Annotated in this window: 23 protein-coding genes and 3 riboswitches; of the genes, 1 reads left to right on the plus strand and 22 read right to left on the minus strand. The window is 38.2% G+C overall.

Annotation, left to right across the window (positions count from 1 at the left end):
* Nucleotides 1-78 precede the first annotated feature (78 nt).
* Nucleotides 79-996 (minus strand): lipoyl synthase, encoded by a 918-nt coding sequence (lipA, locus tag BMSHG_RS19635; RefSeq protein WP_019156180.1) that lies wholly within the window; start codon nt 994-996, stop codon nt 79-81.
* Nucleotides 997-1,299: 303 nt separating this feature from the next.
* Between lipA and BMSHG_RS19640 the strand changes: the two genes are divergently transcribed.
* A complete protein-coding gene (locus BMSHG_RS19640; protein ID WP_034659189.1) occupies nt 1,300-2,256 on the plus strand; it encodes a M23 family metallopeptidase in 957 nt (318 codons plus the stop codon).
* 71 nt (nt 2,257-2,327) lie between these two features.
* On the opposite strand, the gene BMSHG_RS27800 is transcribed toward BMSHG_RS19640, so the two are convergent.
* From BMSHG_RS27800 to BMSHG_RS19745, 21 genes are all read right to left on the minus strand, one after another.
* Entirely contained in the window at nt 2,328-2,435 is a 108-nt protein-coding gene (locus BMSHG_RS27800; RefSeq protein ID WP_019156182.1) for a methionine/alanine import family NSS transporter small subunit, read from the minus strand.
* A complete protein-coding gene (locus BMSHG_RS19650; protein WP_019156183.1) occupies nt 2,435-3,943 on the minus strand; it encodes a sodium-dependent transporter in 1,509 nt (502 codons plus the stop codon). The genes BMSHG_RS27800 and BMSHG_RS19650 overlap by 1 nt, the downstream gene beginning before the upstream one ends.
* Nucleotides 3,944-4,228: 285 nt before the next feature.
* Complete coding sequence (locus BMSHG_RS19655) at nt 4,229-5,791, minus strand: Na+/H+ antiporter NhaC family protein (protein WP_019156184.1); 1,563 nt, start codon at nt 5,789-5,791, stop codon at nt 4,229-4,231.
* Nucleotides 5,792-6,073: 282 nt separating this feature from the next.
* Nucleotides 6,074-6,252, minus strand: a riboswitch (Lysine riboswitch).
* Nucleotides 6,253-6,300: 48 nt separating this feature from the next.
* A complete protein-coding gene (gene yunB / locus BMSHG_RS19660; protein ID WP_019156185.1) occupies nt 6,301-7,047 on the minus strand; it encodes a sporulation protein YunB in 747 nt (248 codons plus the stop codon).
* A gap of 51 nt (nt 7,048-7,098) precedes the next feature.
* On the minus strand, nt 7,099-8,205 hold the full coding sequence (locus BMSHG_RS19665) for an HD-GYP domain-containing protein (RefSeq protein WP_026073548.1): 1,107 nt from the start codon (nt 8,203-8,205) through the stop codon (nt 7,099-7,101).
* 344 nt (nt 8,206-8,549) lie between these two features.
* Complete coding sequence (locus BMSHG_RS19670; RefSeq protein ID WP_019156187.1) at nt 8,550-8,852, minus strand: YunC family protein; 303 nt, start codon at nt 8,850-8,852, stop codon at nt 8,550-8,552.
* A 76-nt stretch (nt 8,853-8,928) separates the two neighbouring features.
* Entirely contained in the window at nt 8,929-9,753 is an 825-nt protein-coding gene (locus BMSHG_RS19675; protein ID WP_019156188.1) for a sulfite exporter TauE/SafE family protein, read from the minus strand.
* Nucleotides 9,754-9,789: 36 nt separating this feature from the next.
* Nucleotides 9,790-10,635 carry a DUF72 domain-containing protein gene (locus BMSHG_RS19680; RefSeq protein WP_019156189.1) on the minus strand — a complete coding sequence of 282 codons (846 nt, stop codon included), beginning with the start codon at nt 10,633-10,635 and terminating at the stop codon, nt 9,790-9,792.
* Nucleotides 10,636-10,701: 66 nt separating this feature from the next.
* On the minus strand, nt 10,702-12,099 hold the full coding sequence (gene sufB, locus BMSHG_RS19685) for a Fe-S cluster assembly protein SufB (protein WP_019156190.1): 1,398 nt from the start codon (nt 12,097-12,099) through the stop codon (nt 10,702-10,704).
* Nucleotides 12,100-12,161: 62 nt separating this feature from the next.
* Entirely contained in the window at nt 12,162-12,596 is a 435-nt protein-coding gene (gene sufU / locus BMSHG_RS19690; RefSeq protein WP_019156191.1) for a Fe-S cluster assembly sulfur transfer protein SufU, read from the minus strand.
* Nucleotides 12,586-13,815 carry a cysteine desulfurase gene (locus tag BMSHG_RS19695; RefSeq protein WP_019156192.1) on the minus strand — a complete coding sequence of 410 codons (1,230 nt, stop codon included), beginning with the start codon at nt 13,813-13,815 and terminating at the stop codon, nt 12,586-12,588. Before BMSHG_RS19695 ends, sufU begins: the two co-directional genes overlap by 11 nt.
* Nucleotides 13,816-15,126, minus strand: coding sequence for a Fe-S cluster assembly protein SufD (sufD, locus tag BMSHG_RS19700; protein ID WP_019156193.1), 1,311 nt, complete (start codon nt 15,124-15,126; stop codon nt 13,816-13,818).
* Between the two features lie 17 nt (nt 15,127-15,143).
* Nucleotides 15,144-15,929 (minus strand): Fe-S cluster assembly ATPase SufC, encoded by a 786-nt coding sequence (gene sufC, locus BMSHG_RS19705; protein WP_019156194.1) that lies wholly within the window; start codon nt 15,927-15,929, stop codon nt 15,144-15,146.
* 509 nt (nt 15,930-16,438) lie between these two features.
* Complete coding sequence (locus tag BMSHG_RS28615) at nt 16,439-16,624, minus strand: hypothetical protein (RefSeq protein WP_019156195.1); 186 nt, start codon at nt 16,622-16,624, stop codon at nt 16,439-16,441.
* A gap of 276 nt (nt 16,625-16,900) precedes the next feature.
* Nucleotides 16,901-17,761, minus strand: coding sequence for a MetQ/NlpA family ABC transporter substrate-binding protein (locus tag BMSHG_RS19715; protein WP_019156196.1), 861 nt, complete (start codon nt 17,759-17,761; stop codon nt 16,901-16,903).
* 11 nt (nt 17,762-17,772) lie between these two features.
* Complete coding sequence (locus BMSHG_RS19720; RefSeq protein WP_019156197.1) at nt 17,773-18,441, minus strand: methionine ABC transporter permease; 669 nt, start codon at nt 18,439-18,441, stop codon at nt 17,773-17,775.
* Nucleotides 18,431-19,459 (minus strand): methionine ABC transporter ATP-binding protein, encoded by a 1,029-nt coding sequence (locus BMSHG_RS19725; protein ID WP_019156198.1) that lies wholly within the window; start codon nt 19,457-19,459, stop codon nt 18,431-18,433. The genes BMSHG_RS19720 and BMSHG_RS19725 overlap by 11 nt, the downstream gene beginning before the upstream one ends.
* Before the next feature lie 174 nt (nt 19,460-19,633).
* Nucleotides 19,634-19,737, minus strand: a riboswitch (SAM riboswitch).
* Nucleotides 19,738-19,863: 126 nt separating this feature from the next.
* Nucleotides 19,864-21,180, minus strand: coding sequence for an O-acetylhomoserine aminocarboxypropyltransferase/cysteine synthase family protein (locus BMSHG_RS19730; protein WP_019156199.1), 1,317 nt, complete (start codon nt 21,178-21,180; stop codon nt 19,864-19,866).
* Nucleotides 21,181-21,420: 240 nt separating this feature from the next.
* Nucleotides 21,421-21,522: riboswitch (SAM riboswitch) on the minus strand.
* A gap of 33 nt (nt 21,523-21,555) precedes the next feature.
* Entirely contained in the window at nt 21,556-21,933 is a 378-nt protein-coding gene (locus BMSHG_RS19735; protein WP_019156200.1) for a hypothetical protein, read from the minus strand.
* A gap of 154 nt (nt 21,934-22,087) precedes the next feature.
* Nucleotides 22,088-23,356, minus strand: coding sequence for an MFS transporter (locus BMSHG_RS19740; protein ID WP_019156201.1), 1,269 nt, complete (start codon nt 23,354-23,356; stop codon nt 22,088-22,090).
* 137 nt (nt 23,357-23,493) lie between these two features.
* Nucleotides 23,494-23,796 (minus strand): thioredoxin family protein, encoded by a 303-nt coding sequence (locus BMSHG_RS19745; RefSeq protein WP_019156202.1) that lies wholly within the window; start codon nt 23,794-23,796, stop codon nt 23,494-23,496.
* Nucleotide 23,797: the final 1 nt, after the last annotated feature.

Here is a 23,797-nt window from a genome sequence, read left to right on the forward strand (position 1 = left end):
AATTTCTCCGTCTATTTTCCCACTGTACTCTTGCTCTCTGCTGAAAAGGGGCTGACGTTTCAGCCAGCCCCTTGCTATTTATGCTTCTTTCGCTTGTTGTTCTGCAAGCATTTGTTTATGCTTAGTTGCTTCATTTACTTGCTCATCAGCATGATAAGAAGAACGAACGAGCGGACCTGCTTCACAATGACTAAATCCTTTACTTAAAGCAATTTCTTTAAGTTCTTGGAACTCATCTGGATGATAATATTTGATAACCGGCAGATGTTTTTTCGTCGGTTGTAAATATTGTCCGATCGTCATGATATCAACGTCATTCGCACGTAAATCATCCATTGTTTCGATAATTTCTTCCTTCGTTTCCCCTAAACCAATCATTAAGCTTGATTTTGTCGGGATGTCCGGATTCATGTCCTTGGCACGCTTTAAAAATTCTAAAGAACGTTCATATTTTGCGCGAGCACGGACTCTTGGTGTCAATCTCTTTACCGTTTCAATATTGTGGTTTAAGATATCTGGCTTTGCATTCATTAATGTTTCAAGATTTTCATACACACCACCCATATCAGATGGCAGTACCTCAATACTTGTAAAAGGACTTTTTCTTCGAATCGCTCTAACGGTTTCAGCAAATACAGCTGCTCCCCCATCCTTTAAATCATCGCGTGCCACCGCAGTCACAACCACGTGTTTTAAATTCATTAGAGCTACGGAATCAGCTACTCTCTCGGGTTCTTGCAAATCAAGCTCTGTCGGCAGACCTGTTTTAACTGCACAGAAACGACAAGCTCTTGTACATGTATCTCCTAAAATCATAAAGGTTGCTGTTCTTCTTACAGCCCAGCATTCATGAATATTAGGACATTTCGCTTCTTCACAAACGGTATGAAGGCTTTTCTCACGCATCATTTTTTTCAAGCCTGTGTAATTCTCATTTGTATTCAACTTTATTTTTAACCACTCAGGTTTACGTAATTGTTCCTGCTTCTGACTCAATTTAATACACCATCCCTTTAATGATCAGTGTTCAATATGTATCAAAACTACCACTCATGTCACTGTATCATATTCTTAGTAGCACAGACAAGAAAGTTGTTCCTATTGGAAAATGATGGTTCATAAGATTACCAATTATTGATATTTATTTATTCCAACCATTGTCACAAACTAAGTTATGTGAATAAACGAGTAGCAACTTTATTGACATTATACTGACTCCTTAACTATCGGGATAGCTCGGAAACGACAATTTTTTAGAGGAGGATTCTTGTGCGGTATTTTCGATTATTTTTACCTATCATGATACTTTCCCTACTTATCAGCACAATACCTGTACATGCGGAAAAGGAAGAAGATATATATAAGCAAAGAATGATACTTTATAAAAAAGTAGAGGCAGTAACGAATATTCCTTGGTATTACATCGCTGCGGTCGACCAGTATGAACGTAATATTCGTAATGCGAGACGTGATCTTCCAGATACAGATGGCATTATCGGCATTTATTTTAAGCCGGAAGAATGGGTAGGTTTATTGAATCCAAATCTTAACGATCAAAATCCCACTTCGATCAAATTTTTTAACGGGTTGGGCTATGATGGCAATGGAGATGGAAAAGCTGACATTAATAATGAAGAGGATGTTATTCATGCATTTGCCCAATACCTTCTAACCTATGGAGTCGATCATGATAATATCAAAATTGCCTTATGGGATTATTTTAAGCGTGATAAGACCGTTGGGATTATCATTGATAAGGCAAAAATATATAAGCATTTTGGACGAATTGATCTCGAAGGCCATGCTTTTCCCCTTCCATTAAGAAGCAATCATAGCTATAAAAATACGTGGGGAGATGCTCGCGGTTGGGGTGGTCGGAGAATTCATGAAGGAACGGATATATTTGCTGATTATGGAGTGCCTGTGAGAGCGACCTCATATGGAATCGTGGAGATGAAAGGATGGAACCGTTACGGAGGATGGAGAGTTGGAATTCGTGATGTGAATAATAACTATCACTATTTTGCACATCTGAGCGGATTTGCAAAAGAGCTAAAACTCGGTCAAATCGTTGAGCCAGGAATGGTGATTGGTGGTGTGGGGAGTTCAGGTTATGGACCACCTGGAACATCGGGAAAATTCCCTCCTCACCTTCACTATGGAATGTATAAAGATAACGGATATACAGAATGGTCATTTGACCCGTATCCACACTTACGACTTTGGGAAAGACAAGAACGACAAAAATCTCGTTAGACACCGTCTGTTTTTAAGACAAAAATTCGGCAAGAGGTTTTATCACCTCTTGCCGATTTTTTGCATTATTTTTATTTTGCTTCTTTTGATTTTTTCACTGCATGGAGGATACTTGCACCTAAGCCTCCCCAAATAATGACCATTCCAACAATCATCATCACAATTGAACTTGCTGACATTATTTAGAGACCCCCTTTTGTTCTGGTAATGATAATGTACCTTTTTGCCATTTAAATGCGGCAAAAATGAAGCCTATAATAATAGCTGCTCCTGCTACCACCCAACCAGAGTAAATAATAAAATTTGTCGGATAACCAGCATAATTCTCTTTAATATTTGTAATTATGTTTTGAACCATCATTACCCCGAGTACAATCGGAGTAATAATACCTAAACTTATTCTCCACCATGTGCCAATCTGGATGTCAGACATGCTGTTTGCATGGTCTTGAATATTCTTAAGTTCTCTCAATACCCAAGCAACGATGATAACCTCGACAAGACCTGCTAACGCAACACCGAATTGGTTGATAAAGTAATCGGCTGCATCTAAGAAGTTCAACCCGCCTTTAGTCGCAAATAAAATAGAAATTAAAGCTGCTAATCCTCCACCGATTGCAACAGACTTTGTGCGGGAAACTTTAAACTTATCTTCTACCCCAGCTACAAAAGTTTCTACGATAGAGATTAAAGAAGAAAGTCCGGCAAGTGTTAAGCAGATAAAGAATAAGGAACCAAAGAATCCATTAAAGGCTGGAAATTGATTAATAATTTCCGGGAAGACAGCAAAGGCTAATAGAACTCCACCTTGTACCACTTCATCAACTGGTACTCCTGCATTTGCGGCCATAAATCCAAGGGCTGCAAATACACCGATACCTGCAAGTAATTCTACACTTGAATTCGCTAAGCCTGTAATAAAGGCATTATTCGTAATATCTGTTTTCTTCGGTAAATAACTCGAATACGTAATCATAATCGCAAAGGCAATCGATAAACTGAAGAAAATTTGCCCATAAGCGGCTACCCAAACCTTGGAATTGGCGATCTGGCTCCAATCAGGCTTGAAGAATGCATCAAGACCTGCTGCAGCTCCATCTAATGTTACAGCTCGAATTACGATAATAAGGAATAAGATAACAAGTGCTGGAATCATAATTCTGTTTGCAATTTCAATCCCTTTTTTAATCCCTTTAAATAAAACACCGAGTGTAATCGCCCAAACAATGATTAATGGAATGAATACACCTGGAACAATGCCACCAACTACACCTGGATCTGCTGTTTGCAGGTAATCCCCGACAAGGAACCCAACCGTGTCATTTCCCCATTTTTGATTAATGGAAAAAATCGTATAAGATAATGCCCAAGCAATAATAACTGCATAATAAGTTGCAATTACGAATGAAATAGCCACTTGCCACCAGCCAAGCCACTCCGCTTTTTTATTCATTCTGGCAAATGTTAATGGTGCAGAGCCGCGATATTTATGTCCGAGTGTAAATTCCATAATAAGCAATGGAATCCCAGCTGTTAATAATGCGAATAAGTACGGGATAAAAAATGCTCCCCCACCATTTTCATATGCTGTAGCAGGAAAACGCCAAATGTTTCCTAGTCCTACAGCAGAACCAATGGCAGCTAAGATAAAGCCTGCTCTAGTTCCCCATTGCGGACGATTTTCCATAGTCCTTTCTACCTCCCCATGCGTATCCATCCTTTTTCCCTAATTCAATGAAGAATGGAAACTTTTTATATTTTCAGATTATTTATTATAACTAAAGCTAGTATAGCTAGTTTTTTTTCATCTGTCAAAACATTATTTTAGGAAAAGTAATAATTTTTTTAAAAAAATATTTTTTCAGTCAATTATTATCGCAATAAACTTATTTTCATACAACTTGCCTCTCTTAATAAGTCTATTCTTTTATAGACAAAAAAAGAAGACGAAAAAGTATCGTCTCCTTAATTTCTATTCATGTACTTGTGTTTTTTTGCCTAACAGGAAATAAAACACGACTAAAAGAATGGCAACTGTGACAAGAGCAATGATCGTACTTCCAGTAAACCCGATCAAAACATAGCCAACAGCTGCAATAGCGGCTGAAATAATGGCATATGGCAATTGCGTCAATACATGATCCATATGATTTGATCCAGCACCAGTAGATGATAGAATCGTTGTATCAGAAATAGGAGAACAATGGTCTCCGAATACCGCCCCAGCTAAAACAGCAGCCATTGCCGGCAATAGTAAAGCAACATCTGTTGAAACGGCAATCTCTCCAGCAATCGGTAATAGAATCCCGAATGATCCCCAAGATGTTCCCGTTGAAAAAGCCATAATTCCAGCAATCACGAAAAGAATAACCGGTAGGAATGCCGTATTCATTTGTGAGCTCTCCACAATACTTGCCAAATACTTACCTGTTTCAAGTTGACCAATAAGATCGACGATGGCCCAAGCAAATAAAAGAATATATACAGCTGGCAACATGGACTTTAACCCTTCAATAATTCCAATTGAAAACGTTTTGCCTGATACGCCTTCTTTAATCTTCACTTGGCGAATATACATCAGAATCGTAACTACTAAACCAATTAATCCCCCATAGAGTAGAGAAGCTGAAACATCTGTATTTTCAAAAATAGCAAGAATGGTTGCCTTTCCTTCTATCGCATTCGCACCAGTCCAAAGCATAGAACCAACAGTTCCAATTATAAGTGCGACAATCGGCCATACTAGGTCACCTACAGTGCCTGTTGAGCTGACAGGTAAATCCTCTTTCAACTCACCAGGAATCGTTTTTTCTGGATCGTACAACTGACCGCTTGAAATCGCTCTTTCTTCATGTAGCTTCATCTGACCTATATTAATATTTCGATATATCACAAGGAAAACTATTGCAAAAGATACCCATACATATAAATTCATCGGTATCATTTGAATAAAGGCTGAGAAAGGTGTATATTCCGTAATTTGATGGGCTGTGAAAATAGACCCAATAATCGCAATAATATAAGCTCCCCAGCTTGAAATAGGTGAAATGACACACACAGGTGCAGAAGTAGAATCGATTAAATATGCAAGTTTTGCTCTAGAAACTTTTTGACCATCTGTAATCGGTCTTGATATTTGCCCTACAGCAAGTGCATTAAAATAGTCGTCAATAAAAATAACGATCCCTAGAACGGCGCCGACAAGTTGAGCACCTACTCTAGTTTTCACACGCTTCATCGCCCACTTACCGAAGGCACGACTTCCACCGGAAATGGAGATGAATGCTGTAATGATTCCCAAAATGAGTAGGAAAAGAATGATATACACATTCCAAGTATTCAGTTCCCCATCAGAGATAAATATTCCTTTAACTGCCTCAAATGTAATTTGCAAGGTTTCTCCAATCTGAAACTCTGCTAGTAGGAATGCAGCAGCAACAATCCCCACTCCTAATGACAACAGTACCCTTCTCGTTAAAATAACCATTAAGATGGCTACGATCGGGGGTATTAATGAAAAAATCGTGTTTGACATGTTTCTTCCTCCTCTGAAATTAGAGGGAGCTTGTACATGAATGAATAATTCATCAATTTCGTCATGTACGCTTATAGTTAAAAAACGAATATTCCATGAAGAATGGCGATTAGAAATTAATTCCCTCAGACACTTCATCATGTGAAGTATGCTAAGAATTCGTTTTTTAATTAGTCTTCGTACACTGTGAAATCAATGCAGATGGTCCAATATAAAACAAAAAAAGAGTAACGATAGAAAAACTCTACCATTACTCTTTGTTGTAGTAATTCGTTTCTCCATCCGACCTGTAGCTCCCCATTATGGATATCCCATAATGACAGTGTTACTCTTATTCAAAGTAACCCCAGTAATAAGTCGCTGACACAACTCTATTACTTCGGCACAATTTCCTTTTAGCTATGCTCAACGTTGTCATCCTCACATAGCCTACTTTTAAATTATGCACCTCTACCCCACCGAAATGATAAGGTTTATGAAATTATGTTTTTACTATAACATTTAATCACTTATTCGTCTACTGATAATTCGATCGCAGGGACTGCTTCTTGTCCGCCATTATTATAATATAAGGGAACATCCCCTTCTAATATTCCTAAGGCAATAGGAATACGTTGTTCTAATGTTGCAACCTCAGTGGCAAACGGGATAATCACCTGAACATTGACCTTCAATCTGATGATTACTTCAATATAAACGTTATTAATGCCGACTTCCTTAAATTCTGTTTCGATATTTGACTCCATGTCTCCAATCGCCGTGAATTGTACGGGGATTCTCGGCCCCAAATTCCCGAGTAATGCGTTATTCGTAGCTTGCCCTAGTGGGACATAATAGAGGATACCTTTTCCGTTGTTTGTCTCAATCTGTTCAAATTCAAAATCTGAAATCCTCTGTAGTTCTTCTAAATCGCCATCCTCAGCCTTCTTGATATTATTCAAAATCAAACTAGTTGTATCCCTTAGCATGGAATAAATTTTGGCTGTATCAAAGTTTGTGAGAGAGGTTTCTGTATCCTTTTTGATCACATCATTAATATCAACAACTGACCGCTCTAATAAAGCTTCATTAATGATCAAAGAAGCAATTTGCCTTGTTTGCGATTCTGCATAAGACATAAGCGTCGGCTTCAAGCCTTTATTAATGATCCAGAGCCCAGCTATTGTTGAAAAAATAAAGAATACAACCGTAAGAAGTAAGACATATTTGAACGGCAACGGACCTTTTCGGGGTATCCGACCGCGAAACTTAGCCAAAAAAATCCCCCCTTTACAAGCTATATGTATGCTGTACAAAGGGGGACTATCTCAATTAAATGAATCTTTTCTTTGAAATGTTGTATCACAGCCCGTGATGACAACAGAAAGTTCTGCTTCTAGGTTGATCTCATAAGGCGGGACGCTTTGTCCCTCTTCTTCTAGAATTCTAATAATTGGTCGGTCACTGACATTAATATTTTGTTTCGATACAACGCCTTTACGTCCATCGCTAAGTTCAACTGTAAGTCCAACTGGATAAATGGCAATTGCTCGACGAAATGCTTTGACTATTTCTTCGTCAAATAGAGTACCAGCTCCGGCAAATAAGATTTCCAGTCCATTATGAGGTAACATTGCTCCACGATAAATCCGATCAGACGTAACAGCATCAAAAACATCGGCCACTGCAATAATTTTTGCATAAGGATGAATCTCTTCTCTTTTTATGCCACGAGGATATCCAGAACCATTAAGTCTTTCATGATGTTGATAGGCACAATGGGCGACTATTAATGAAACCGTTGCAACATTACGCAACATTTCGAAGCCATCTTCAGCATGCTTTTTAATTTGTTCAAATTCTTCCGCTGTTAACTTCCCTGGCTTAAGCAAAACATCGGTAGGAGTTTTCATTTTTCCCACATCATGAAGGATAGCACCTAAACCAAGCACTTCTAATTCTTTTGTCGAAAATCCGAGTTCTTTTCCGATCGCTAAAGAATAGAGGGTTACATTAAACGAATGGGTGAAAATGTAATCATCATAAGCATAAACATCAGATAACAACGATAGTAAGCTATCATTATTCTGGATTTGGGTATGTAATTCTCGAATTACACTCATTAAAGATTGGGAAGATTTTTCAATAACGACTGAACTTGGTAAAGTCTTCACGACTCTTATTTGCTCGAATGTATCTTGGATCGATGAAATCGCTTTTGTTTTTAATTCTCTAGGTATTACTTCCTTGTAACCGATATCATCTGTTCGTGAATCCTTTATATATATAAATGGAATCCCAATATTCAATAACCGTTGAATGAGGCTCTCTTGTAACTGGACACCTGCACTAAGCAAGACCTGACCTTTATCATTATAGATCGTTCGAGCAAGAATGGCCCCAGATTCCACCGACGATGTTGCTATGTATCTCATCTCAAACTCCATTTCCGCTACTTTTTTATTTATTATTGGCTCTCTTTTCTCAAACGTTGTGCCGTTTAAAGCATTCATTAATTAATAGAAGATCTATAGCTTGCATCTTTTTCCCGTGAAATTGGACTAAGTATGAAACGCAGACCGCAGTATTTGGACCACCTACAAAAACCACCATCCGTACAAAAATAACCTTATTTTTATTCTACCATATCCTTTACATTATAGTCCCTTCATGAGACTTTAGTCCTATTTTTACGCACAATTTGTCAAAACATGTGAGAATATACAAAAAGTCATCCGTTTACCATCATGGATGACTTTTTCTCTAAAAATAGAGTCACTTAAACCATTTTTAACAATGCATCTTTTCCAATCATACCTTTGTGAATGCCTAGCGCTTCCGCTTCATAAGTAACTGATTCAAGCGGCGCTTCTAATAACTGTTCAATCGTCTTTACTCCGACCGCTCGACCTGCGATCACTTTCCTGTCTTTGAGCTTTTCATTTAATAAAGCGACGTCCAATGCACCGCACATAATATATCCTTTATCATTTGTCACCACAAGTAGATTTGTTTTTGGTAGAACTACAGATACGCTTAAAAATGTATGATCTTCAATTTTAATCGGCGATAAATCAATCATTTTCAACGCTCCTTTCCTCTCTCCTATACTGTATGCTGAGAGTAGGAAAAGCGTGTAAACAGATTATTGTCTTCTTTTATCCTGTAATCCCTTGATAGATCAAGCGTAGACCGACCAATATTAAGATGAAGCGAAGGATATGTACAACCGTTTTACTTGCTAATTTCATATTTATATATGCTCCAAGTCTTGCTCCTACCCAAGCACCAGGAATCAAAAGTAGGGCATAATGCCAATTAATGTTTCCTAAGCTAATATGAGTAGCTGAACTTACAATAGAGGACAGGAAAATCATAAACATCGAGGTAGCTACAGCCACATGTGGCGGGAACATAAATAAGAGTAGCATAACCGGAACCATTAAAGACCCGCCTCCAATGCCGAATAATCCAGATGAAAATCCGACCAAAAAAGCAATGATAATCGCCATCATCGGGCGAAATCCATACTCCCATTCACGTCCTCGATTATCGGTAAAGTGCCGGTGAATTCCATTATCCGCATTTAATGGCATGGGCTTCAGCTTGTTATTCACCATTAATAAAATTGAAACAAAAATCATGAAAATCCCAAAAAAGATATTGAATGTTTGCATATTCAAGGCCTGATTGACCCATGCACCGACCATTCCACCCGGGCCACTCCCAAGGAAAAAGATCAATCCACTTTTATAATCTACCGTTTTATGTTTTAAATAGGCTAGTGTCGATGAAAGACCAGTAAAAATCATAATTACTAAAGAAGTTCCAACAGCAACCTGTGGTGAAATATTATGTAAAAAATTCGTATACATACTAAAATATAAAAGAGATGGGACAATAATGACTCCACCACCTAAACCAATGAGTGAACCGATTGTACCTGCAGCTAACCCTATTGATATTAAAACAAACCATTCCATTTTCACATATCCCCTATTGTCTCACATGACTGTACATCAAAATAAATCTAATTGTCTCGGTGCAAGATTTTCATATTCAATATTCATCAACTCAATCAATTGCTTGCCATTATCAGCTGCATCGCCACCAGAATTATTGTTAAAGACGACGTATACATCTTGGCATTCTTTCTCCAGTTGCTTTAAGTGCTGAACCCACTCACGTAATTCTTTATCATTATAACGGTATAGATAGCGAACTTCTCGCCAATTCACATCTGTTCGCTTCTGCCAGCCATGTACATTTCTTCCATGAAATCGAACAAGCACTTTATCTTTCGTTGTTGCCCGTAACACGGTCGGCACAGAGCCATCCCCTGCTTGTGGCTCATCACAAATGCTATGAATCCACTGTTCTTTCTCCATAAACCCGAGAGTACTTTCATGGTAAGCCGGCCAAAACCAAGACTGATGACGGAATTCAAGAGCACAGGGAATCTCCCCCATCTCCTGTTTACACCATCTCAAGTATTGCACGTTTTCCTTTTTACAGTCAAACCATGGTGGAAATTGAAACAACACCATAGCTAATTTTTTTGCCTCAATATAAGGGGTTAATGAATCTTTAAAGGCATGGAACATTTCCTTTTTATTGTCAAAAGGAATTTCTCCCCGTTGATGACCGGTCATCCCTTGATACGCTTTGACAATAAATTGAAATCCATGCGGTGTCTCATCGACCCATTTTTGCGCATTTTTTAATGGTTGGACCGCATAAAAGCTTGAGTCCACTTCCACAGTTGGAAAATAAGAGGCATAGTCCGTTAATTTATTTCGCGGTGAGGATTCAGGATCATAAAGACTGTCGTGATCTCCCCAACCTGTAAGTCCAATATAGATCAATTCCCCTTGCCTCCTTTTTTACGCAAAAATCCGCTCAGATTAGCCCTGAGCGGATTTTCATAATCATTAACCGATGGAACCTTCCATCTCGAACTTAATCAAACGATTCATTTCAACAGCGTATTCCATTGGAAGTTCTTTCGTAAATGGTTCAATGAAGCCCATTACGATCATTTCAGTTGCTTCTTCTTCAGAAATACCACGGCTCATAAGGTAGAATAATTGTTCTTCAGAAACCTTTGAAACCTTCGCTTCATGCTCTAATGAGATGTTGTCATTTAAGATTTCATTGTAAGGGATTGTATCTGAAGTGGACTTGTTATCCATAATTAATGTGTCACACTCGATGTTTGAACGAGCACCTTCTGCTTTACGTCCGAAGTGAACGATACCACGATAGGTTACTTTTCCACCTTGTTTCGAGATAGATTTTGAAACAATCGTTGAAGAAGTATTTGGTGCTAAGTGTAACATTTTTGCTCCAGCATCTTGGTGTTGGCCTTTACCAGCGATTGCAATAGATAATGTCATACCACGTGCGCCTTCACCTTTTAAGATAACCGCAGGGTATTTCATTGTTAATTTAGAACCGATGTTACCATCAATCCATTCCATTGTCGCATTGGCATCACAAACTGCACGCTTTGTTACAAGGTTATACACATTGTTCGCCCAGTTTTGGATCGTTGTGTAACGGCAGTAAGCATCTTTTTTGATGACGATCTCAACAACCGCACTGTGAAGGGAGTTAGTTGTATAAACAGGCGCTGTACAACCTTCAACATAGTGAACATGTGCGCCTTCATCAACGATGATAAGCGTACGTTCGAATTGTCCCATATTCTCAGAGTTAATACGGAAGTAAGCTTGTAAAGGAGTTTCAACCTTCACACCTTTTGGAACGTAGATAAAAGATCCACCAGACCAAACAGCTGAGTTTAATGCAGCAAATTTATTATCTGTAGGTGGGATTGTTTTTCCAAAATGCTCACGGAAAATATCTTCGTTTTCCCTTAAAGCAGAATCCGTATCCTTAAAAACAATTCCTAGCGCTTCAAGATCTTCCTGCATGTTGTGGTAAACCACTTCAGATTCGTATTGAGCAGAAACTCCAGCTAAATACTTTTGTTCTGCTTCTGGAATTCCAAGCTTATCAAATGTTTGCTTGATTTCGTCTGGAACCTCATCCCAAGAACGTTCTGTTTTTTCAGATGGTTTTACGTAATACGTAATCTCATCAAAGTTGAGAGAATTTAAATCTCCACCCCATTGAGGCATTGGCATGTTGTAAAAGTGATCTAAAGATTTTAACCGGAAGTCAAGCATCCATTGAGGCTCTTCCTTCATTTTCGAAATTTCTTCAACGATCTCACGTGTAAGACCACGTTTTGATCGGAAGATGGAAACATCTTTGTCGGCAAAGCCGTATTTATAATCACCGATCTCAGGCGCTTTTTTAGCCATCGAAAGTCTTCCTCCTTTATAAAGTGGAAAGGGCATGATTCTTGGCCCTTTCTCACTTCTTTTTATTGTTCATCTTCCTTGAGTCCTTTTTCCATCGCTTTCCAAGCTAATGTTGCACACTTGATACGTGCTGGAAATTTGGCAACTCCTTGAAGTGCTTCGATATCACCTAAATCGATATCATCATCGTAATCTTTTCCCAACATCATATCAGAGAAAATCTTTGAGAGCTTAAGTGCATCCTCAATCTTTTTTCCTTTAATCGCTTGCGTCATCATCGAAGCAGAAGACATCGAAATTGAGCAGCCTTCCCCTTCAAATTTCGCATCGTTAACGATCCCATCATTGACTTTTAAAGTTAATTGAATGCGATCACCACAAGTTGGGTTATTCATATTAATCGTTAAACTATCATCCTCTAAGACACCTTTATTACGAGGATTTTTATAGTGATCCATTATGACTTGACGGTAGAGTTGATCAAGATTAGAAGACATCCGAAAAATACTCCTTTGTTTTGATAAGCCCGGCAACAAGCTTATCAATATCTTCTTCCGAGTTATACAGATAGAAACTGGCACGAGCAGTGGCTGATGCTTTCAGCCATTTCATAAGCGGTTGTGCACAATGATGTCCAGCACGGACAGCAATTCCTTCTGCATCTAAAACAGTTGCTACATCATGTGGATGAACGTCTGCAATATTGAATGTGACAAGTCCAGCTCGTTTATCTGGATCCATGGGACCGTAAATCGTCATTCCTTCAACCGCAGACATCTTTTCTAATGCATAAGCTGCCAAGCGATGCTCATGAGCTTGAATATTGTCAAGTCCAACTTCATTTAAGAAATCAATCGCTGCTCCTAATCCAATAGCTCCTGCAATAATCGGAGTTCCACCTTCAAATTTCCATGGTAGCTCTTTCCAAGTAGAGTCGTAGAGGTCAACGAAATCGATCATTTCTCCACCGAATTCAATTGGCTCCATATTTTCTAATAAATGCTTCTTCCCATAAAGTACCCCAATTCCAGTTGGACCACACATTTTATGAGCAGAGAAGCCGAGGAAATCACAATCTAAATCCTGAACATCGATGTTCATATGTGGTGCACCTTGGGCTCCATCCACGACCATAACCGCACCATTTTCATGGGCAATTTTTGCTATTTCTTTAATCGGGTTCATGACACCTAGAACATTCGATACCATCGTTACGGAAACAATTTTCGTATTGGAATTAATGACTTCCTTTACATCCTCAAGTAAGATCGTTCCGTCTTCTTGTAATGGTAGATATTTCAACGTAGCGCCAGTTGCCTTTGCAAGTTGCTGCCAAGGAATGATATTGCTATGGTGCTCCATGTACGTGATGACAATTTCATCACCTGGTTGTACATTGGCTCTGCCGTAGCTTGCTGCGACAGTATTTAACGCAGTAGTCGTACCTCTTGTAAAAATAATCTCTTCAGTAGATTTTGCATGAATAAACTTTCTTACCTTTTCCCTTGCGCCTTCGTATCCATCTGTAGCTCTTGTTCCTAGTGTATGCACACCACGGTGAACATTCGAATTATATTCACGATAGTACGTTTCAAGCGCCTCAATAACCTGAACTGGTTTTTGAGAAGTAGCTGCACTATCTAAATAAACAAGGGGGTTCCCATTGACTTCCTGATTTAAAATCGGAAAATATGAACGAACATCCTCGATATTCATTTACTTAACTTTCCCTTCAATTACGGCACGAAGTTGATTTTTAACCCCTTCGATTGGTAATACATTCACAACTGGTGCTAAGAATCCATGGATAACAAGTCTTTCTGCCTCAGCCTTAGAAATACCACGGCTCATTAAGTAGTAAAGTTGAAGTGGATCGACACGACCTACAGATGCAGCATGTCCGGCTGTTACATCATCTTCATCGATAAGTAGGATTGGGTTCGCATCCCCACGAGCCCCTTCACTTAACATGAGAACACGAGATTCTTGTTCTGCATTTGACTTCGTTGCACCGTGCTCAATTTTTCCAATACCGTTAAAGATAGAGCTTGCTTTATCTTTCATAACACCATGCTTTAAGATATATCCTTCAGAGTGCTTTCCAAAGTGAACGACCTTTGTTGTGAAGTTTTGAATCTGTTCGCCACGTCCAACAACAACTGTCTTCGTATCGCCAAAAGAACCATCACCAACAAGATTTGTTACGTTCTCTGAAACTGTGTTACCGTCATTCATTAATCCAAGTGCCCATTCGATACGAGCATCTCTTCCTGCAACACCGCGACGATTAACGTAAGTTGTTGTTCCTTTTGCTAATGTATCAACAGCTCCATATTGTACTTTTGCATTTGTTCCAGCAATCACTTCTGTCACAATGTTGAAGATGCATTCAGCAGAATCAAGTGTTGAAATATAGTTTTCAACATATGTGACTGAGCTGTTATCTTCTGCAACGACTAACACGTGGTTGAACATATTTGCTTCTTTTTCATCATGAATAAACACTGATTGAATCGGTGATGAGATTTCAACATTTTTCGGAACATATAAAAATGCTCCACCGTTTAAAAATGCTGCATGTAGTGCCGTTAATTTATGCTCATTAACTTTGACAGCATCGTTCATGAAATATTTTTGTAAAAGGTTTCCATGCTCTCTAGCTGCAGTGAAAATATCAACAAAAATAACGCCTTTTTCTTGCAGTTCCTTTGATACAGTAAGAATGGAAGGACGATTATTACGTTGAATATAAAGGTTTTGATCTCCTGATTCAATGTCTACTAATGCTTTCACATCTTCTGGAAGATCATTTAATGAAGCGAAATCATCACTTTTCACAATATGCTTATCGAATTGTGTAAAGTTCCATTTATCAATTTTAGTTTTATCTGGTCTAGGGAGAGGAAGTGCATCCACTTTCTCGAGTGCCTCTAGACGAAGAGTTGTTAACCAAGCAGGTTCTCCCATTTCTTGAGAAAAAGAGCTAACATACTCTTTATCAAATGGTAATATTATTTCAGTAGTCATTGCGATCCTCCTAACACTTATGCTTCTTGCCCAACAGTTTCGTCTTCAATGCCAAGTTCTTTTTTGATCCAGTCGTATCCTTCTGCTTCTAAGCGTTGCGCAAGCTCAGGACCACCAGATTTAACAACACGACCTTGCATCATTACATGGACATGGTCAGGAGTGATGTAGTTCAATAGACGTTGGTAGTGAGTAATGATTAAGCAACCAAAATCTGGGCTGCGCATTTCATTAATTCCTTTAGAAACTACTTTTAATGCATCGATATCTAGACCAGAGTCAATCTCGTCAAGAATGGCGATTTTTGGTTCGATCATCATTAACTGAAGAATTTCATTACGCTTCTTTTCTCCACCAGAGAATCCTTCGTTTAAATAACGTTGTGCCATGTCTGGATCCATTTCTAAAAACTCCATCTGTGAATCCATCTTACGGATGAATTTCATTAAAGAAATTTCATCGCCTTCCTCGCGGCGAGCATTAATAGCTGAACGTAAGAAGTCTGCATTTGTTACACCACTAATTTCACTTGGGTACTGCATTGCTAGGAATAGACCAGCTTTAGCACGCTCATCAACTTCCATCTCTAATACGTCTTCCCCATCTAATGTGATGCTACCACTTGTTACTTCATACTTAGGGTGACCCATAATTGCAGATGATAAAGTAGATTTACCAGTACCATTTGGTCCCATGATTGCATGGATTTCTCCACCTTTAATTTCAAGGTTAACCCCTTTTAATATTTCTTTACCTTCAATGGAAACGTGAAGGTCTTTGATTGATAAAGTAGATCCTGCCATAATTATACCTCCGTAATATAAAAGAAAGATTTTATCCTCGCTGGCCTAAGCCAATCGTTGATTCTCATTTTATTCTCATTACAATCTTATAACAAATGAAAAGTGTTAGCAACTCTTTAGCAGTGTTAAAAAATATTAATATATATCAAAAAAATATCTCTCCAGTGGCTATATGTACACCGCACAGTTGTTACGTTTAGGATTCTAATTTACTACTGTTTAAAAAATTTGTTCAATATATTTTTACCTTAACAAAATTATGTATGTATCGATATTCTAATTGAGAATGAACATCATTTCTGATTAGTGGATTCCCGTCGCTCATGGTTGTCCTTATAAACCTCTTATTTCCCCAAAAAAACACCTGAGGTTGTCATCATGAACCCCTTTATGAGGACATTCTTAGCTTTCAAAAAAACAATGAAAACAAAAACCAGTGCCACAACACTGGTTTTTGTTTTTCTTCCTTATTATATATTATTTGTTAACAATGCAAATTGCTGCGTTCATTATCGTAATTGATTTCTCGTCAAATCGGCTACAATGCGTTGACTTTGAGCGTATTCTTTTTCACGTCTTCTTTCCACTCTCATTCTAACTTCGTGTTTGTGGCAATAAGTAGCATAATTCACGCGGTGAGCTCCTACCATCGCTTTTTCCATTTCACTCGTGTAATTCATTTGAAGTGCCGTCATTTTGTTTTCGCCCCCTTTTTTAGGGAGATACGAAAATAATTGATAGTATCCGTCCTTTCGTGTTACGTCACTTAAGGCAAGTGATTTGATACGTTTTTAATGTTAGCATCCCTTTTGCTTTAACTCAAAAACGATAATTCAGCATATTTGCTGCTGAGCATCGGTATACAGGAGTATCCTTTAAAAGCTGTTAACTTTTCTTACAATTTTGCCAATATGCTTATAAAGAGAATACGAAAAAGCCAGCTCCCGACAAAGGAACTGGCTCACAATTACTTATTCTGATACTGGTACGACAGCACCCTCATATTTTTCCAAAATAAAGTTTTGGATTTCTTCAGAACGTAGCACTTCAACAAGAGCTTTTATCGCTTCCTTGTTTTCGTCTCCACTGCGAACAGCAATTACATTCACATATGGAGAATCGCTTTCTTCAATTGCGATAGAATCTTCAAGTGGGTTTAACCCTGCATCAATCGCATAGTTTGAATTGATAAGAACGGCATCGCCTTCGTCATTGTTATAAATTTGCGGAAGAAGTGATGCTTCATATTCTGTATCAAAATGTAGGTTTTTCGGATTATCTACAATATCATCAATCGTTGCAGTTGTTTTTTCAACGCCGTCTTTAAGAGTGATGAGACCTTCTTTTTCAAGAAGAGATAAAATCCTTCCATGGTCTGGTACAGAGCTACTGATAATAATATGTGCTTTTTCTGGTAAATCATCTAAACTATCGTATTTCTTTGAATATACGCCGATTGGCTCAATATGAATACCACCTGCATTCACGAAATCATAGCCATGCTCTTCGATTTGTGCATTTAAATAAGGAATGTGTTGGAAATAGTTTGCATCTAAGTCTCCACCAGCTAATGCTTGGTTTGGAAGGACATAGTCTTGAAATGTTTCGATTTGTAGTTCAATTCCTTGTTCTTCAAGGATTGGCTTCGCTTCTTCTAAAATTTCAGCATGAGGAACATTTGATGCTCCAACAACAAGGGTAGTTGTTTCTTCAGGTTTAGTCTCTCCACCATCAGCGTTGCCACCTTCAGTTGTTTCATCATTTGATGTACCACAAGCTGCTAAAAATAAAATTAGTGCAAAAGGTACAAAAATACTTAACCATTTTTTCATTGTAAACACTCCTATCTCTTGTCTAATTTATTTGTTATCACATCACCAATAAATTGGATGATAAATACGATAATTAAAATAATGATCGTCGCCATTAAGGTAACATCTGTTCTAGAACGCTGGAATCCTTCCAAATAAGCAAGATTTCCAAGCCCTCCTGCACCAATAACACCTGCCATCGCTGTATATCCAACTAGAGCAATGGCTGTGACCGTTATCCCAGAAACAAGTGCTGGCATGGACTCAGGCAGTAGAACCTTCCAGATAATAGTACTCGTTTTCGCCCCCATCGATCTTGCTGCTTCAATGACGCCTTTATCAATTTCTCTTAAGCCAATTTCAACCATTCTCGCATAAAAGGGAGCTGCCCCAATTATTAAGGCTGGCAATGCGGCATTTTCTCCAATCATCGTTCCGAGTAAAAACTTTGTGAACGGGATTAAGAGTACGATCAGGATGATAAAAGGAATCGACCTGAAAATATTGACAACTGCACTAATAATCTTATTCACCAATGCATTTTCCCAAATATTCCCCTTCGCAGTTAAAAAGAGTAATAATCCTAAAATAATGCCTATTACAAATGTAGCAACGACCGAAATCCCTGTCATATATAATGTTTCTTCTGTTGCTTCCCACATTTTATCCCATTTGACATTTGGAAAGAGCTCATTCACCATTTTTTATCACCTCTACTCCAACCTGCTGGGACTTAATATAGGCAATCGCTTTTGAAACTTCAGGTTCTTCTCCATCAATGTGGACGAATAAAGTACCATAGGAACCATTTTGAGTTTGCGAAATCTTCCCCTGCAAAATATTAACAGTGACCTCAAAATTACGGATTAAGTTCGTAATGAGAGGTTGTTCAGCTGATTCACCTACAAACCCTAATTGGATAACTGTCCCTTGAGGGTAGCGCTCTAATAAATGTTCAATTGTTTCCTTCGTCTCCTCAGGCTCAGTCACTTGAGAAACAAATCGCTTCGTTATTTGCTGCTGTGGATTCTTAAATACTTCCAACACTCGACCAGTCTCAACAACTTTTCCATCTTCCATTACTGCTACACGATGACATATCTTACGAATCACATGCATTTCATGGGTAATGAGAACGATTGTTAAGCCTAATCGTTTATTAATATCTACTAATAAGTCCAATATCGAATCCGTTGTTTGTGGATCAAGTGCCGAAGTTGCCTCATCACAAAGTAAAACTTTCGGATTATTTGCCAGTGCTCTGGCAATCCCGACTCTTTGTTTTTGACCGCCACTAAGCTGGGAAGGATAGGCATCTTCACGCCCTTCTAGACCAACTAGCTTGATTAATTCATTTACTCGTTTAAGCCTTTGGGCTTTTGGAATACCTGCAATTTCTAACGGAAAAGCAATATTTTCTCTAACCGTTCTAGACCAAAGTAAATTAAAATGTTGAAAAATCATGCTAATTTCTTGGCGAGCTTTTCTTAGTTCCCCACCTTTAATCCGTGATACTTGTTTGTCAGCTACAGTAACGGACCCTTCTGTCGGAATTTCAAGGCCATTCAACATTCTAATAAGTGTACTTTTACCAGCACCACTATAGCCGATAACACCAAATATTTCGCCTGCATTTATGTCAATGCTGACATCATCAACAGCTGTAACTTTCCCCTTAAGAGAAGCGTACACTTTTTTGACATTCTGGATGGAAATCAATTTTTTCACCTACTTCAAAATCCTATTATTCTTATGTGTTAACCAAGTTATAAACGTTAGACATTATGCTACTTATAGCTTTAGCACACCAACTTTTTTCATTCATAACAGCGCTATTACACAAAAATGCCCTTCTGCAGACAAGCAGAAAGGCATAAATATAAAAAGTCCTTCCTCTCATCTGTCAAAGCAATGCTTTGTGTGAATTGGCACCATTTCAATTTCTTGACGGTTGCCGGGCTTCATCGGGCACATCCCTCCACCTCTCTTGATAAGAGCACACTATTAAATTTTCATGATTAAATACGAATGTTATCGTATCATGTAAAAATTAGCATGTCAACGATAATATTTTAGATTAAAATTGATTTCGTATAATGTTCAATATCAGCCGGTAATAACATTTACGCATTTGTTGTTAAAGAAGATGTCACCCCTGTTGCAACTTCAATTGCCTGTTCTAAGTCTTCAATCAAATCCTCTACATTTTCGATCCCAACAGAAAGTCGAATCAAATCTTCAGGAACGCCAGCTGCTTCTAATCCGTCGGCATCAAGTTGCTGATGGGTCGTGCTCGCAGGATGAATAATTAAGCTCTTCGCATCTCCAACATTGGCAACATGTGCCCAAAGCTCTAGACTATTAATTAATTTCGCCCCCGACTCTCTCCCACCTGCGATCCCAAAAACAACAACTGAACCTGCTCCTTTTGGTAAATATTTTGCAACAAGCTCTTGATCTGGATGATTGTCATCACCCGGATAAGAAATCCATTTTACCGCAGGATGCTCACGTAAATATGCGATTATTTTCTTTGTATTAGCTACATGCTCCTTCATTCTTACATGTAATGTTTCTATGCCGAGAGCAAACTGGAACGCATTTTGCGGGCTTAACGCTGGCCCCATATCTCTTAATAATTGAACCCTCGCTTTTGTAATATAAGCTGCGGCTCCAATCGCTTCACTATATACAAGATTATGATAACTTGGATCTGGTTCTGTAAAACCAGGAAATTTCTTTGAATTCCAATCAAAGTTACCACCATCAATGATAATACCGCCTAATGTCGTCCCATTTCCAACCAGCCATTTTGTAGCAGAATGAATGACGATATCTGCTCCATGCTCAATTGGCCGGCATAAATACGGAGTAGCAAATGTGTTGTCTATGATCAGAGGAATTCCTGAGGCATGGGCAATCTTTGCTACAGCTTCAATATCTAATACACGTAAGCTTGGATTTCCAATTGTCTCAGCAAAAACCGCTTTTGTTTTTTCAGTTATTGCCGCTCTAAAATTTTCTGGGTCCGTTGCATCTACAAATTTGACGTTAATTCCATACTTAGGAAGAGTGATTGCGAATAAATTATATGTACCGCCGTATAAATTACTTGCTGCCACTATTTCATCTCCAGCTTCTGCAATGTTTAACACAGATAATGTAATCGCTGCCATTCCACTGGAAACAGCAAGTGCTCCAATACCACCTTCCAAAAGATTAACCCGTTCTTCAAAAACAGTCACCGTTGGATTATGAATACGTGTATAAATATACCCAGGTTCTTTTAAAGCAAATAAGTTAGCCGCATGCTCGGTATTTTGAAATTGATATGCATTATTTTGATAAATCGGTACCGCCCTTGCCCCTGTTGTTGGATCTGGCGATAATCCTCCATGAACACCTAATGTTTCTAAGCGATATTTCTTCTTCTCACCCATTCAAACCTCTCCCTCTTTTTTATACGTTGTTTTTGTATAGATTGTGGTTATTTGTAATTACCTAGAAGCCGGTTTTTACTCTTATATCAAAGTTATGGCTATACATAAAGTGTGCGACGGCACTTTTCGCTCCCTCTTTGTTCCTTATTGCTTTCCAAAAGCAACAAATGTTTGCAAAAAGAGCCTTTTTATAATATAAAAACCCCACTTCCTAAGAAGAGGGGGCTAGCTTACGCACTCTCCTTATCTCTCAGACTTACATCTGCTGGAATTAGCACCGTGTTTCGTTATACCGGTTGCCGGGCTTCGAAGGGCCAGTCCCTCCACCACTCTTGATAAGTGTTATGTAATTTATCGTGATAGTATCATGAATATCTAAGTTAAGTCAATTGATTTTTCGAAAATTTCTGTTTTCTCTTCCCCATATTTAGGAATCGCTAAGCTAAAGAATGACTCTAGTAATAGTGAGGCTCTTATACTTCCTTGCCATTCCAACTGTTCTGCTTCACTTGCTTTCCTCAGTTTCATTTTTCCAGTTAACAAGGCTTGCATAACAGCCTTATCTCCTTCTATAACAGCATTCGTCGTCATATTAATTGATTCGAGCAATTCGATTACGCCATTTTCAATTTGTAAAATCGCTTCCTCTTCACCTGATATTAAACGAACGGATAATGATGTTTTATGTAATAAAGGGGCTAAGTGACCTCTTTCAGTTACTTCATCTATCAATTTACGGAGTATTTCTTGCAAGGCGAGTCCTCCTATATCATGATATCGTTCCTTCTACCTGAACTAATTCGATTTCAAAAAGGAAAACCCCTTTAAAATTGATTCGACAAATCCCATCATTCTATTTAATTCCGTTACCCAAATTTAGGTTAGAATTTCCCGAGAAACATGTTGCTTATTGCGATTGAACCGACTTTGCTGTCGAAGAACTATTTGGGCGATTAATACTTTTAAAAACAGTGAGGAAATAAATCGAGCCAATAAGGTAGAGAGATGCTGTTATCGTAAAGACCATTGCATATCCCCAATAAGCCCCATACATAACGACAATTCCTGTTGATACTGGTCCCATTACTGCCCATCCAAGATTAAAAACCATTTGGTTAATGGAGTTCGCCAACCCTTTAACTGAGTCATTCACTTTTGACATCATCAGTGACGTTTGAATCGGATTTCCTGCATTCATTAAGGCCTGTCGAAAGAGAAAACCAACCGCTGCTAATACTAGATTTTCAGTGTAAGCAGTGAGTAAGAGAAATGGCAGAGATGATAATTGCAAAATCACGACCGCCTTTACTTCACCAAACTTCCGCACCATTAGGGGTCCAATAATCATTGCAATAGCTGTTGCTGCTTGACCTAAGGATATAATAATTCCGATAATCGAGTTAGAAGCCATAAATCGATCAGCAAAATATAAATTTAAATATGGGATGACAAGACCTGCTCCAATTCCAATAATTAATTGTGCTATCGCAAACAAGAAGATCATTTTAAATCCTTCTCGCTGTTGATGTACTTTTTCCTTCCAAGGAATCTTTTTCTCCTGTTTGATTTCTCGTGTTTCCTTAAATTTCGCAATCGGAATGAATGAGAAAAAATAGAATAAGCCTGCAATTATCAGCGTTAATCTTATGCTCATTAATGGCGATAAAAACAAGGAAAATAAATCTGTAAAAATCCCTCCAAAGAGATTCCCAATAACACTTGCACCTGTCATAACTGCGGAATACATACTAAATAGATGTACTCGCTGTAAAGGCTTTGAATTTTCCGCCAGCCATGGAATTGATGAAACCGTGATAAATGCCATCGTTAAACCTGTAACAAAGGCTAAAATAAGTAATAAACTTTGCGCTTCAAAGATACCTCTTAACAGAAAAACGAATCCTGTAAGAATGCTACCGATCAACATGACCTTCTTACGACCAAAACGATCACTAATCATCCCGGCTGGGACGAGAATCAGTGCTGTCGCTAAAGAGGTTAACGAAATAACTTGCCCGTTTACCTGTTCATCATAGCCAAGCTCTCGAATATAAAAATTATAAATAACCATAAAAATTCCGAACCCAATTTGGGCAAAGACATTGGCTAAAATTGAAAGTTTAATATTTTTATTGTAGCTTTTAATTTGTACAGACCACTCTTGGAAAAAAGGCATAGGATGGTATCCCTTCGTTTATTTCGTATTCCTAAACATCATAATCCCTGACCTATTAAAAGTAAACAAAAAATTGCAAAATTAAAAAACAGTTTGTCAAAAGGCTTTCTTGCCCTTTCGAAAAACTGTTTTTTTGTTTATTTTTTAATTAATTCGTATAAATATGGTACTGAATGAAAAGCGTACACCTTTTTCTCAATACTGGTCTCATTAAAGATTAATAAGCAAGGAACACTTTCAATTTCCCATTCTAGAGCGAAATCAGGGATGTAATTCAAATCACATTTTCCCCAAATTTCATTTGGGAATAGTTTTGCTACAATTTCAAGCATTTTCCCTGCCACCTGACATGTTCCACATAATGGCGTATACAAATAGAGAAAAAAATGTTTCTTCTCGTTTATTAAGCTTGTAATTTCCTCGCTATTCCAATTTTCCATA

It is taken from the genome of Robertmurraya massiliosenegalensis JC6, from assembly GCF_000311725.1.
Taxonomy (GTDB): Bacteria; Bacillota; Bacilli; order Bacillales; family Cytobacillaceae; genus Robertmurraya; species Robertmurraya massiliosenegalensis.